Below are 13,687 nucleotides of genomic sequence, written 5' to 3' on the forward strand. Positions count from 1 at the left end.
TAAAGTAAAACTTTAATCAGTGGGGGTTTTGTTCATCCCTCACTGATTATTAGCCCTCACCAATCGGGCTTTTACGATTAAGTAAACGCGAGCTTTTTCTTCTATCTACTTACTATTTAAGGTTGATAGTTTAATAACAAAATTTAAAAATTCGACTTAAATTCATTGATGAATGGAGAGGTTTATATGAAATTAAAAGACAAAGTAGCAATCATAACTGGTGGTGCAAGTGGAATTGGCGAATCTACCGTTCGTCTTTTTATCGAAGAAGGTGCAAAAGTAGTTATTGCTGACTTTTCTGAACGTGGAAAAGACCTATCAGATGAATTGAATGCACATGGATATAATACGTTATTTATTAAAACCGATGTAACAAAAGAAGCAGATATTAAACAGCTAATTCATGAGACTGTAAGTACATACGGTAAATTAGATATTATGTATGCCAATGCCGGCGTTGCTGATGATGCACCAGCAAACGAATTATCCTATGAAAAATGGAAAAAAACTATTGATATTAATTTATCTGGGGTATTCCTTTCTGATAAATATTCGATTGAACAATTTCTTAAACAAGGTACAGGTGGTGTCATCGTTAACGCTGGTTCGATTCATAGTTTTGTTTCATTACCTACCCCAACAGCATACTCCTCTGCAAAAGGTGGCGTGAAACTATTAACTCAAAATTTATGTACTGCCTACGCTAAATATGGAATACGTATTAATGCGGTGTGCCCTGGTTATATTGACACCCCTTTACTTGGTAGTGTTAATCCTCAACAGAAAGAATATTTAGCTTCACTTCATCCGCAAGGCCGACTTGGAACACCAGAAGAAGTCGCTAAAGCTGTCTTATTTTTAGCAAGTGATGATGCTAGTTTTGTTAACGGTACAACACTTCTTGTTGATGGAGGCTATACTGCACGTTAATTTTAAAATTTTGAAGCCCCCTAAGAAATATATAGTCTTCAACAAGAAAAAGCGCCATCACAAGTGACGGCGCTTTTTCTATGTAAGAGCAACTAGAAGGTATCCTTCTAGCCTACTCCCATTTATAAGTCCAAAACTGTTCAAGTTGCAGCCATTTTAATGTTGCTGCATCTTTATTTTTTATTTTTGCATGCGTGTCTTCAAGCATTGCTTCTGTTTGTGAACGGTGCGCACCTAGTGCAGTTAATTTATGATCAAATACTTCACTAATGTTATTTACAACATCCGGTTCTCCTAATACTGCCTCACGATTTTTCGTAATCGCAACAGCATGAATAACTGGGCGCTCTTCTTTTGGCATACGTGATACAGCGCGAACGACAGCGCGGCCAAATGCATTATGATCTGGATGTACACCGTGCTCTGGGTAAAATGTAATAATTCGAGATGGATTTACTTCTTGAATGATTGCTTCAATTTTGTCAGCAACAAAATCAACATCTTCAAACTCTAACGTTTTATCATGGAAGCCAAGCATTCTTAAATCTTTAATGCCCATCGCTTCACAAGCATCTTTCAATTCTTTCTCACGGATATGTGGAATCGTTTCACGGTTAGCGAATACATTCTTACCCATGTTACGTCCCATTTGTCCTAGAGTACCACATGCATATGTTACAGGTACTCCTTGATCTGTTAATAAGCGAATTGTTCCTCCCGCAGCATATGCTTCATCATCTGGATGCGGAAATACAACAAGTACATGTCTCTCCATAAGTTTCCCTCCTTCTTACTTAAATGGTGTTAAGCTTAACTCAAGTGCAACTGCTAGACGACCTAAATTATCATGTCCAGCTAATAATAAACGCTCTTGATCGTCTACTTCCCAGTGCGTAATACCTTCAGCATATACCCAACCGTGATCCATTTTCAGACCAACTCGGTATGGATTTGTTCCAGTTATCTTCCCGCGTTCAAAACGGATAATCGCATTTCGAATGAAAGCACCAACTGTCATCATCTTTTCATTTATGTGTGATGCATATGCTCCGTTTGTCGTTTCTAAATGAATATATACATCTTTATTTACAAAACGTTCAATTTCATTTTGAATAAGAGAACTATCTTTTACTATTTCCATCGGAATTCACCTCTTTAAACCATTTTACGCAAAAATAATGTAAATTGCTATCTCTATATTAGAGGACAACGCTCACTTTTCCTAATAATTTGCACTGCGTTTTTTATATTTTTTATATGATATGTAAAAAATACATTTTTTCCTTCACTTCGTTAAATAGTTTTCTTTCTTTTTTGAATTTGCTACAATATATTTTATCCCGCATTATTGCAGCGAGATACATTTCGACAATTGAATACATACTTTAAAGAAGGTGACATGATTGGAACAATCAGCACATGAAGTAGCAAATTGGCAATATTATTTTGCAATTGCCGTATTTTTAATCACGTACGGATTTATTATTTCTGAAAAATTGAATCGTGCTGTAATCGCACTATTCGGTGCTGCTATTATGATTATTTTTGGAGTTGTAGATTTACATACCGCTTTCACATCACATATTCAATGGGAAACGATCACCCTTTTAATCGGGATGATGATTCTCGTACATATTACGAGTCAATCAGGCGTATTTGAATTTGTGGCCATTAAAGCGGCAAAAGCAGCTGGTGGAAAACCGATTCGCATTTTATTATTACTATCCCTATTAACCGCTGTCGGATCAGCATTTTTGGACAATGTAACAACCGTTTTATTAATCGTTCCTGTTACATTATCCATTACACGTATTTTAAAAGTAAATCCTGTGCCTTATTTGATTTCAGAAGTGCTATTTTCAAATATAGGTGGAACAGCAACATTAATCGGTGATCCACCTAATATTATGATTGGATCAGCAAACAAACATTTAGATTTTAACGCCTTTTTACTTAACTTAGCTCCAATCGTAATTATTATTTCTATTGTGACACTTGGCATTATTTACTTCATGTATCGTAACAAACTAAAAACAACATCTGAACAAATCGAAAAACTAATGGCATTAAACGAAAAAGATTACATTAAAGATCAAAGCCTCCTTTTAAAATCCATTTCGATTTTAGGACTAACTATTTTAGGCTTCGTACTTCATTCGATTATTCATGTAGACGCTGCTGTTATCGCGATGACAGGCGCTACACTTCTTATGTTAACCGGCGTGAAAGAACATGATATTGAAGATGTATTTGCCCACGTTGAATGGGTAACCATTTTCTTCTTCGCCGGACTATTCGTTCTCGTTGGCGGGTTAATTGATATCGGACTTATCTCTTCACTTGCAAAAGAAGTACTCGACGTAACAAACGGTGACATCGGATTCGCAGCTATACTTATTTTATGGGTATCTGGCATCGCATCTGCGACAATCGACAACATCCCATTTGTCGCAACGATGATCCCGCTTATTCAAGACTTAGCTACAGGACTCGGACTATCTGTCGACTCTCCGCAAATCGAAGTACTATGGTGGGCGTTATCACTTGGAGCTTGCTTAGGAGGAAATGGAACGCTAATCGGAGCATCTGCAAACGTAGTCGTTGCTGGTATTGCAAAACGTGAAGGACATGGCTTCTCTTATATGGACTTCTTAAAAATTGGTTTACCATTAACTATTGTTGCACTCTTGTTATCACATGCTTATATATATTTACGTTATTTAATGTAAAAGTTGTATTGCATGAAATTATATCGTCAAATACAAAAGGTTTGCAGCATCCGTGCTGCAAACCTTTTTTCATCACCAAAATATACCGATAATTGCTAACCCACCTAATATCATACCACCAATTTGTCCAACGATTGCTGGTGATAGTTGAACACCCTTTCGTACTTCAACAACTGGTCTTTCGTGCCTTAGTTGCTGTACTTCACTTTGAAGTTGGTGCACACTTCCGTGTAACTCTTTAATTAGTTCTTTTAATTCGGCGACCTCTTCATTTACTGGCTTTTCTTTTTCTAAGTTCATCTCACATGACTCCTTATAAGTTCAATCAATACACTGTAAATTTTCGCCAATTACCATTATATCTCCTGCATACTACATATATAATTTCGAATGTACTTTCTAACCTTGCAGCTCTATCCATTCATCCCGCAATATCCCCATAATCATACGGTCAAAACAATTCCCATCTCTTTGAACCGCTTCTCTCATACAGCCTTCCATCTGAAAACCCATCTTTTTATACAATGCAATGGCAAGTTTATTATACGAAATAACATCAAGACCGATGCGGTGTAAATTCAATTCATAGAAAGCATACTTTAGAATAAGATGTATTGCTTCTTTCCCATATCCCTTTCCTCTATCATTCGCATCTCCTATACCAATAGCTAATAAACCTGTTCCGTTATTCCACTCTATACCATGAATCGCCACAAAACCAATTAAGCGATCTTCTTGAACTGTCCTTACCATGAAAGAAACACTATTCGATCTCCGTCCTTTTAATAGCCCATCACTTGCTATTTCATTTAAAGATTGCGGGAATGCTACATCTGTATCAACATGTCTTAAATACTCACTATCTTCTTGCCACATAGCCATTACTTCAGCATCTATTTCTCTCATAGCTGATAATTTAATCGTTTTATTTCGAAAAAGATTCATTGTCATTTCAAACTCCCCCTTTTAAATAACGGGGATACTTATTTTAGACTATTTATCCCCTTATTCCATAAACTGTTTCATAAATGGGATACTTACAATAAGCGCTGACATTGGCACATCTCCTCCATATTGAATTAACTTCATTGTATAATTTTTTATTTATTCTAACAATAATAGAAAGGCCCTCCAAATTTAGAGGGCCTTTCCTAATAGCAAAACTATATTATTTCGTAAACATTTTCTCCGCTTCATCCATTGCCATTTTGTTTCCTAAAGCAGAATAGTCCAGCCATGGTTGATCATTGATAATGTATACGTGCTTGCCTTTAACTGCTTTTAAGTCTTTCCAAATTGGCGTTTCTTGAAGTTGTTTAAATGCTGCTTTTGCTTTATCATCTCTATTTACAACAACGAAAATCGCATCTGCATCAAAGTCAGGTAATACTTCTTGTGAAATGACTTCGAAAGGGCGGTTTCCATCAATTTTCTCTACACCATTTGCAGGCTGTAACCCTAAGTCTTGGAATAAAATTGGTCCCATCGGTCTTTTCGTACTAAATACACGCAATTCTTTTGCAGTAACGCGAATTGCCATTACTTTTTCGTTATTACCTAGCTCTTTATCTATTAAACCTTTTACTCGTTTTGATTGCTCTTCGTAATCTTGAATATATTTATCTGCTTCTTTCTCACGGTTTACAAGTTTACCAACTTGTTTTAAATGATCTCTCCACGTACCTTCATCTAAATTGAAAGAATGTGTTTTTGCAATTTTTTCGTATTTCGCTACATCTTTACCAGCATATTTTTCATCAACATAAATGTCAGTTGGCTTTAATTGAAGTAACGCTTCCATATTCGGATCTGTTACAACACCAAGCTTCTTCGTATCTTTCAACTTCTCTTTAGCGTGCGGTAAGAAATCTTTTAAATCTCCCCCAATAACAGAACCTACTGGTGTAATTCCTAATGCAAGTAAATCATTTGTTAAATGAATAGACATTGAAGCAATTTTTGGGTCATTACTTTTTTCCGTTTTTTTCGTTGCCTCTTCATTAGCTTTCGTTTGACCACATGCTGCTAATACTAAAATACACATCATGCTAAATAAAATAGTAAGTTTCTTTTTCATATGTTCTCCTCTTTGAAGTATTTATTTTGTTTTTGTAAGTAAATAAAGAAAATACGGTGCTCCTAAAGCTGCCACTACTACACCAGCTGGAATAGAGTTTGGCTCAAATATAGAACGACCTATCGTATCTGCTAGCACTAAAATAATCATTCCGATAATGCCAGCTAAAGGAAGAAAATGTTGATACGTAGTACCTACTAACTTTCTTGCAATATGCGGAGCAACTAAACCGATAAAACCAATTCCTCCTGCCATCGATACACTCGCGCAAGATAATCCAACCGCTGTAGCTAAAAGTAGTAACCGTTCTTTTTGAACAGAAACACCAAGTCCTGCTGCCACACTATCACCTAGTGACAATGCATTTAACGTTTTAGATTTTAGCCATGCATACGGGGTTAGTATGAAAATCCAAGGTAATAATGCAAGGACATGAATCCAATCCCTTCCCCACACGTTACCAACTAACCATCTGGAAGCGAATGTATATGTCTCATCATTTAACTTGAGAGAGAAAAATAACGAAATCGCACTAAATCCAGCTGAAACAGCAATACCAACTAGAATAAGTCTAATAGGAAGTAAACCTTTTGATCGATCACTCGCAAGTATAATAATTAAAAATGCAGCTAGTATTCCCCCACCAAATGTAAATAACGGTATTAAAATCGATGCATTCTCATTAATAGAATGAAAGAAAGTAACAAATATAATTAGCCCGAAAGATGCACCTGAATGCAATCCTAAAATACCAGGGTCTGCAAGTGCGTTACGTGATAATCCTTGTAAAATCGCACCGGAAATCCCAAGGCCAATACCAGCTAACATTGTGATTATAATTCTTGGCATACGATAATCGTATAGCACGGTTGCACTTTCAAAATCACCATAACCGAAAAGCGTTTGAATTACTTTGAGCGGTGCAATACTAAGTGTCCCTGTATTTAAGCTAAGTAAAATGACAGCGATACCAATACAACCGAATATTGTAGTTACAGTAATGGCTCTTTTTTTATCTGTGTTAATAAGGCCCTTCACTTATAGCTCCCTCCCAACTTTACGTGCTATATAGAGGAAGAACGGAACTCCAACAAGAGCTACCATAATTCCTATCGCAAGTTCTTTAGGAGGGTTTACTGCTCTTGCTCCTAGGTCAGCTAAAACTAATAACATAGCACCTAATAATGCTGACATAGGAATAATGAGTCGATAATTAACACCAACTAATTTTCTAGCAATATGCGGAATAACGAGTCCTACAAATCCGATAGAACCAACAGCTGAAACAGATACACCTGCAAGAATGACTACTATAATCATCCCTAGTATTCTCGTTCGGTTCGTTTTCACTCCTAAATTTGTAGCAACATCATCTCCCATTGATATGAGTGAAATAGATCTCCCTAGCATTGTCGCAAAAATAATCGTTATAAGAATAATAGGGACTAAAAATTTCAAGTGTTCCCACTTAACCCCTGCAACACCACCAGCATACCAAAACGCTAAATCTTGGCTTAAATCATAATAAATCGCAACACCTGAACTTAATGAATGTAAAAGCGCTGCCATAACCGCTCCAGCAATCGTTAACCTCATTCGTGTTAATCCGCCTGATGTGGCCGATCCGATAATAAAAATGAGTACTGTACTTAAAACCGCTCCAATAAAAGAGACAATCATTAAATAGGAATATGGCATATGCGGAAAAAAGGCAAAACTAAGTGCTACTACAAACATCGCACCTGCATTTATGCCAAGCACACCTGCATCAGCTAAAGGATTTCGTGTTACTCCTTGCATAACAGCCCCAGCGACCGCAAAAGCTGCTCCTACAACTGCTGCTCCAATTACCCTTGGGAGCCTTAATTCATATATAATTTGGTGCTGCGTTAATTTCGGATTATAATCAAAAACCGCTGTCCATACGGTTTGCAAATGGATATCCTTTGCACCGAATGCAATAGCTAAAAATATAGATCCGATTAAACATAAAATTGATAAGCACATGAAACATATGAACTTAATATGTTTCATGTGCTTATTGCCAGCATATACAGCAGACTTATGTAACATGTTTCATTTCATCCTTTATATTCAGTTGTTTTTTATAATTATTTTTATTTTATACTATTTATTGATAATAATTATCATTTTTATTTAGAAATTATATCCTCACTTTTTTAAAATAGCAAACTATTTTTTTAATTTGTTAAATATTAAAATACTTATTACAATTCCTTTCTAAAACTTACAAATACATGCAAAATAGACTGCTGGTTTATTTTTTAAATTGTAGTATACTTAGTAATTATTTTGATTTTTCTAACAAAAAGGAGATACAATGTTATATATAAAACAACTATTACATTTCACTTACGAGCAAGCATTATCCTGTTTATTCCCAGTCGTTATTTTCTTAACACTAGCCCTATCAAAAATCATTTCCATCCCAGGGTTATACCGCTATGATTTCATACTCATCGTATGTCTTCTTATGCAGTGGATTATGTATAAGACTGGACTTGAGACGAAAGATGAACTAAAAGTAATTACTGTTTTTCACCTTATCGGGCTTTTACTAGAAATATATAAAGTACATTTCGGTTCATGGAGTTATCCAGAAGAGGCATATTCAAAAGTTTTTGGAGTTCCACTTTACAGTGGCTTTATGTATGCAAGTGTTGCCAGTTACATATGCCAAGCGTGGAGAAGATTACATTTACAAATGTACCATTGGCCGAGGGCTATTTTTGCTATACCGCTAGGCGCTATGATTTACTTTAATTTTTTCACACATCATTTTCTATATGACTTTAGATGGGTATTAACTGTACTTTTATTCATCGTTTTCTTTCGGACATTTGTAGAATTTTCATTACGAGGCGTTACATATAAAATGCCACTCGTTCTCTCCTTTTTCCTTATTGGGTTCTTTATTTGGATTGCAGAGAACATCGCAACATTTTTCGGAGCATGGCAATATCCAAATCAACGGGAAGCGTGGAATCTCGTTCACTTAAACAAAATTAGTTCATGGTTTTTACTCGTTGTTATTAGCATTATGATTGTTACACAACTCAAACATTTGAAAGAGTCGAAAAAATAATGCTGATTATGTAAAAATATTTAGCCCATCACTCATTAGAAAGTGATGGGCTTTTTTACCTTCCTTATTAAAGTAGTTACATATTATGAGCTACTACTAGCAGAAGATGTTGCTGCAGATGAAGCGGCAATCGTTGCCATCATAGCTGCTTGTTGTGCTTGTATGAGGACTTCTATCATAGTTTGTAAACCTGTGTTGGTAGCTTTACTTTCCTCACCTTTCTGACTTACGAACAGTTGAATAGCAATAAGAATATTCGCATCTGCATGCCAACGGAATAATTTCTCCCCCTGCAGTTTTTCAATCAACGCTTTAATAGCATAAATCTCTTTTTCTCCATCTTCAAGTAACGCTAGTAGCCCAATTGCTGGATAATGCATCTGTTTCACTTTTACCTTTTCTTGTTTTAACAAATTCCATATGTTTGTACATGTTGCAACTAACATTTCTTCACGGACATCCTTCTTTAGTGAAAGAATATGACTTAAAAACTGAAGATCATTCCCTTTACGCAAACCAGCTTTCGCTAGTTTCTGATACAGACGTTCTACACGATCCATAAGTGTTTCTACATTCTCTGATTGTCCTGCTAATAAAACTGCGAGCGGATAATCATTTGTACTTGTAAGAAAGAGGTGATCCTTTTTCATGCGTTTATATACTTGCATCGAACGCTGAATGTGCGCGCCATGCTGTTCATTTTCTTCTGTTAAAAGCACAGCTGCTGCGAGATAAGTAAATATACTCCGGCTAAAGCCACCAGTGACCAATTGTTCATATAAATCTAAAAACGTCCGAAAAGCTTCCTTGTAATCTGTAAAGTGAATATCTAATGTTGCGGCCACTACAAAACGATGATAAGACTTTAAGTATGAAAACATCCCTACCTGATTCTTAATATAACTACTAATTTCTAAAAAACGTCCGAGATCAAACAATTTATCACTACCTGCATACATAGCAGCAATCATCATTCCTGTTCGAGAATCACTCGTTTTCCATTTTAGTTCTCCCTTTAACTGTACATATGTATGTTTATATTGCTCTAACTTTTGCTCTAATGTAATCATAGTATTCACCCCTATTTCTAGTTCTTCTCTATCATTATACTTATATTCCATATTTAGGAATACTACAATTAATAATCACAACCTAAAAAATTATAAAATTCTCTAATCCTTCTTCATCAGCACCACGATGATAATCCCTAATCCTTCAAGAAGTTATACAAAAAAGGTAGATAATAATTTATCTACCTTTTTTGTATATATTATTTAACATTACAACTGTATTGCTTGTTATATGCAATTAAGACTAAAGAGCTTTAATAATACGTTCCATCGCTTTCATTTGCCCAATATGATCAGCTTCATGATAAAGCATCATACCGTAAAGCTCCCCTACTGTTTCCAATCCTAGGAATGGCTCTGGCAGTTTATTTTCAAATGCTTCTGCTGGAATTTCGTTAATACGTTTTGCTTGTTCTTTTAATTGAGCCGTTAATACTTCTAACGATGGTCCTTCTGTTTTCCATTTAGATGGTCGTGATCCATACCCAAACATACCTGGATATTCAGTTGGTAATTGTTTGAATTCTTTTCCAAACATGAAAACTTCTGCTGCTGTTAACACGTGACCGATATGCCAACGAATTGTATTGTTAAAACCCTCTGGCTGCGTATCCGCAGTTTTATCATCTAACGTTTCCATAAATTTAAGTAACGCCCCGCGCGTTATTTCAAATTGTTTTAAACCCACTAGTCTATTCATTTAATCGTTTCCCTTCTTCATGTACAATTTATTATGAACTAAGAATGTTCAACTTATTAACGTTTCACCTTGTTTAATCTATCAGAAACAAATAAGAAATACATCTAATATGCTTATTAAAAATAATAAAAAGGTTCACTCCTCGTAAATATAGAATTACTTACTATGTAAATAAAAGAGGAGTGTACTTGCATGTTACATATTTTAAAACAACAATATAATCTTATTAGCTCTACAAGAGAAACTCTATTTTCGTTTTTGGAAGAAATCCCCGTAGAAACATTACATAGCACAGTTCCTAATTTCGGAAGCGGTAGCATTATAAAGACTCATATTCATGTAGCCGATTGCTACCGATACTGGCTTGGATCATTCGCATTCAAGCAAAAAAGAGCAGATTTTTCATTTGCTAGCGATTACGAAATTGAGCATGCAGATGTGGAAAAAGTCCGTGCTAGATTTAAGTTAGTAGATGAGACTGTACAACGTTTTTTAGATGAATACAATGACCGTTGGCTCGAAAATATAGCAAATGAAGTAAAGTGGCAAAAAGAACCTTGGAGCACAACTCCGCTATGGCTTTTAACTCATACGGAGACTCATGAGTTTCATCATAAAGGACAAATTGTATCGATGGCTAGGTACCTTGGATATACTCCTCCTGATACTGACCTTAGTTAATTCAATGGTTTATGATTACCGAAAAAATTAGAATGAATACAAATCGAGCATGTTTTGAAATCCAATCTAAACATGCTCTTAAAATACTCTACCTTACAATCTCCATATCCTCATCAATACCAAATAGTCTCCGCATAATTATAAGCATCGCTATTCGGAATGGCATGTTTCCCCTGTGCTTGCGCTTTTCTTGGATCCAAGTCATATACCATTGGCGTATAGCATGATGTTTGTCCTTTATTTACAACACCATTTCCTCCAGCACTTCCGCAAGTATATGCCTTTCCATCTGTTTTTCTAACAACCCTTGCATCAGCTTCGTTATTATAAACTGCTGGACGAGTTACAGTAACTTTCGCCCAAGCCGTCTTACACGTCGTGCTAAATTTTAATTCTACATAAGAATTTGAATCTATCCATTTCTTCTCTTTCGTTACTGCGGATTGATCACAACTATTATAATAAGGACTTTTCCCATCATATGAATGATCTTCTGCATATGCTTTATCGCTATTAATCGTGCTAAACATACTAGTTACAACGAGTAAAGATAGCAATAAACATGCACTCGTCTTTTTTAAAAGTTTCATATAATTTCACTCCTTTATTAGTAACGTGCTGTTTTCCCGTAACCGTTATTAAACGTAACTGCTTCAGCATCTGCTGTGTATCCGAAATCAGCAGTTAAATCAAATACCATTCCTGTATAAGTGCTCGTTTGACCTGTTTTTATTGTGCCGTTCCCCTGATTAGAAGTAACTGATTTTTGGAATATATCATTTTTGTATTTATTTACAACAGCGTACGCGTACACTCCTCCCGAAACAGCTGGTGCTGGTTGATCTAACACAAACTTAGCCCATGCTGCATGACATTTATTACTGTAACGTAAATACACTGTCCCCACTTTTTTACTACCTTCATAAACTGCTGTAGACTTTGCATTAAATCCATCTGCATCACATGTTGTACTTCCCCCGTATACTTTCGTTGTTGCTGGATTTTTCCCGTCATAATAACTACTTAAATCAGTAGCTGCAAATGTACTTCCTTGAAAACTAAATAATACACCTATACTTGCCGCACTTAACACACATACTTTCATTAACTTTTTAAACATTTTAAATTCCCCCTCACAATAAGTACGTATACTAAAGACAAGCTATACTGCTATGTAAGCCCTCCTTTCACTCTTCCTAGAGGCATCTTACAGAAACGAATAAACGTTGTAAATTCCCTGATGATTATTGGAATATACGAAGAATTTTACTTATCCTTGTAAGAAAAAAGTTGAGAAATACACATTTTATAGCATTCTATATTTAAAACATAAAAGAACCGATACTTGTTATATTCAAGCATCGGTTCTTTATACAAAATTGCCATTTTTTCTTTTATATAAAATAAATATTTCTCCACTTAATCCGTTGTAAAAAACTCCCTTGTTACATCAATAAATTGCTGCAGTGGTGCTGTCATCCATTTATCTTTATGCCAAGCAATTTGTGTATAAATCGATGAAATTGCATTTTCTAAATGTAACTCTTTTATTGTCCCTTCTCTTATATCTTTTTCTACTACTATCGCTGGTAGAACAGCTATACCTAAATCTGCAATAACACATTGTTTAATTGCCTCGACACTAACGAACTCAATTTTATTTGCTGGATACACATCTTCTATACGAAATAGTTCTTCAAATAAAGTCCGATACGAGCAGCCTAATTCTGTTAGTAGAAGTGTTTCACTCTCTAAATCTTTTATAGAAACTGAAAGTTTTTCAAGTAAACGATGCGTAGGAGCAGCTACTACTTTTAATTCTTCTTTCATAAGTGGTTCCACATGTAAAACATCTTCTGTTTTACATTCGTCCAAAATAAATGCAAGATCTACTTTCCCCTCCATCAATTGTTCCTTTGCATCTTTATTGGAATGTGCTGGTTTAAATATAAGTTTTATTTGAGGAAATTGTGCTTTAAACCTCTTTAATATAGAAGGCAGTCTGTATGTACATTGACTTTCTTGTGCACCAATTATTAACGTACCTGCTATTTCCTCATCATCTTTCACGGCCGTCTTTGCTTCTTTACTAAGTGCGATTATCTTGTCCGCATATAGTTGAAACTTTCTTCCTGCTTCAGTTAAGAAAAGGCGTTTTCCTAATCTTTCAAATAACGGTGTACCAAGCTCAGCTTCTAACGTTTTAATTTGTGCCGTTACGCTTGATTGGGCAAAATTTAATTTCTTTGCAGTTTGTGTAAAATTCAAAGTGTCTGCTGCTACTTTAAATGTAATTAATTGTTTTATCTCCATTTATCATCCCTCTTTTCAATCGATATTTCCGATTGATTTCATCAAAATAATCCTCTTTGCCTATTGATATTTGTATTGTAT

At 35.4% G+C, this 13,687-nt stretch carries 16 protein-coding genes; 4 read left to right on the forward strand and 12 right to left on the reverse strand.

Going from position 1 to position 13,687, the window contains the following annotated elements; all coding sequences use genetic code 11:
- Positions 1-186: 186 nt before the first annotated feature.
- Positions 187-930, forward strand: a complete 744-nt coding sequence (locus tag CN409_RS21520; RefSeq protein WP_017763451.1) for an SDR family NAD(P)-dependent oxidoreductase — start codon at positions 187-189, stop codon at positions 928-930.
- Between the two features lie 112 nt (positions 931-1,042).
- On the opposite strand, the gene bshB2 is transcribed toward CN409_RS21520, so the two are convergent.
- Together bshB2 and CN409_RS21530 are read right to left on the reverse strand one after the other, a co-directional pair.
- Positions 1,043-1,705 (reverse strand): bacillithiol biosynthesis deacetylase BshB2, encoded by a 663-nt coding sequence (gene bshB2, locus CN409_RS21525; RefSeq protein WP_000439480.1) that lies wholly within the window; start codon positions 1,703-1,705, stop codon positions 1,043-1,045.
- Between the two features lie 15 nt (positions 1,706-1,720).
- The gene (locus CN409_RS21530; RefSeq protein WP_000407045.1) at positions 1,721-2,071 is read right to left on the reverse strand and encodes a YojF family protein; all 351 of its coding nucleotides are present in this window, start codon (positions 2,069-2,071) and stop codon (positions 1,721-1,723) included.
- 262 nt (positions 2,072-2,333) lie between these two features.
- Between CN409_RS21530 and CN409_RS21535 the strand changes: the two genes are divergently transcribed.
- The gene (locus CN409_RS21535; protein WP_000437996.1) at positions 2,334-3,659 is read left to right on the forward strand and encodes an ArsB/NhaD family transporter; all 1,326 of its coding nucleotides are present in this window, start codon (positions 2,334-2,336) and stop codon (positions 3,657-3,659) included.
- Positions 3,660-3,731: 72 nt separating this feature from the next.
- On the opposite strand, the gene CN409_RS21540 is transcribed toward CN409_RS21535, so the two are convergent.
- From CN409_RS21540 to CN409_RS21560, 5 genes are all read right to left on the reverse strand, one after another.
- A complete protein-coding gene (locus tag CN409_RS21540) occupies positions 3,732-3,959 on the reverse strand; it encodes a coiled-coil domain-containing protein (protein ID WP_017763453.1) in 228 nt (75 codons plus the stop codon).
- A gap of 99 nt (positions 3,960-4,058) precedes the next feature.
- Positions 4,059-4,610, reverse strand: coding sequence for a GNAT family N-acetyltransferase (locus tag CN409_RS21545; protein ID WP_086397775.1), 552 nt, complete (start codon positions 4,608-4,610; stop codon positions 4,059-4,061).
- A 217-nt stretch (positions 4,611-4,827) separates the two neighbouring features.
- Positions 4,828-5,736, reverse strand: coding sequence for an iron-hydroxamate ABC transporter substrate-binding protein (locus CN409_RS21550; protein ID WP_000728216.1), 909 nt, complete (start codon positions 5,734-5,736; stop codon positions 4,828-4,830).
- Between the two features lie 21 nt (positions 5,737-5,757).
- Positions 5,758-6,774, reverse strand: coding sequence for a FecCD family ABC transporter permease (locus CN409_RS21555; protein WP_000677264.1), 1,017 nt, complete (start codon positions 6,772-6,774; stop codon positions 5,758-5,760).
- A complete protein-coding gene (locus CN409_RS21560; RefSeq protein WP_097981031.1) occupies positions 6,775-7,809 on the reverse strand; it encodes a FecCD family ABC transporter permease in 1,035 nt (344 codons plus the stop codon).
- A gap of 268 nt (positions 7,810-8,077) precedes the next feature.
- On the opposite strand from CN409_RS21560, the gene CN409_RS21565 reads away from it, so the two are divergent.
- Positions 8,078-8,842, forward strand: coding sequence for a DUF817 domain-containing protein (locus tag CN409_RS21565; protein ID WP_097981033.1), 765 nt, complete (start codon positions 8,078-8,080; stop codon positions 8,840-8,842).
- Positions 8,843-8,925: 83 nt separating this feature from the next.
- Here CN409_RS21565 and CN409_RS21570 read toward each other — a convergent pair whose 3' ends face one another.
- Positions 8,926-9,963 (reverse strand): DUF4003 domain-containing protein, encoded by a 1,038-nt coding sequence (locus tag CN409_RS21570; protein ID WP_141527731.1) that lies wholly within the window; start codon positions 9,961-9,963, stop codon positions 8,926-8,928.
- A gap of 193 nt (positions 9,964-10,156) precedes the next feature.
- Positions 10,157-10,612 carry a DinB family protein gene (locus CN409_RS21575; protein WP_001081119.1) on the reverse strand — a complete coding sequence of 152 codons (456 nt, stop codon included), beginning with the start codon at positions 10,610-10,612 and terminating at the stop codon, positions 10,157-10,159.
- Between the two features lie 192 nt (positions 10,613-10,804).
- On the opposite strand from CN409_RS21575, the gene CN409_RS21580 reads away from it, so the two are divergent.
- Positions 10,805-11,293: a DinB family protein gene (locus CN409_RS21580; protein ID WP_000902413.1), complete on the forward strand. Its 489-nt coding sequence runs from the start codon at positions 10,805-10,807 to the stop codon at positions 11,291-11,293.
- Positions 11,294-11,406: 113 nt separating this feature from the next.
- Here the strand turns inward: CN409_RS21580 and CN409_RS21585 are convergent, their stop codons facing one another.
- The 3 genes from CN409_RS21585 to CN409_RS21595 all read right to left on the reverse strand — a co-directional run bounded on the left by CN409_RS21585 (position 11,407) and on the right by CN409_RS21595 (position 13,606).
- Positions 11,407-11,883 (reverse strand): DUF2690 domain-containing protein, encoded by a 477-nt coding sequence (locus CN409_RS21585; protein WP_000771161.1) that lies wholly within the window; start codon positions 11,881-11,883, stop codon positions 11,407-11,409.
- Between the two features lie 17 nt (positions 11,884-11,900).
- Entirely contained in the window at positions 11,901-12,413 is a 513-nt protein-coding gene (locus CN409_RS21590; protein ID WP_097981036.1) for a YjfA family protein, read from the reverse strand.
- Positions 12,414-12,712: 299 nt separating this feature from the next.
- The gene (locus CN409_RS21595) at positions 12,713-13,606 is read right to left on the reverse strand and encodes a LysR family transcriptional regulator (RefSeq protein ID WP_097981037.1); all 894 of its coding nucleotides are present in this window, start codon (positions 13,604-13,606) and stop codon (positions 12,713-12,715) included.
- Between the last annotated feature and the right edge of the window lie 81 nt (positions 13,607-13,687).

Origin of the sequence: Bacillus sp. AFS012607 (assembly GCF_002558005.1) — a bacterium.
Taxonomy (GTDB): Bacteria; Bacillota; Bacilli; order Bacillales; family Bacillaceae_G; genus Bacillus_A; species Bacillus_A thuringiensis_S.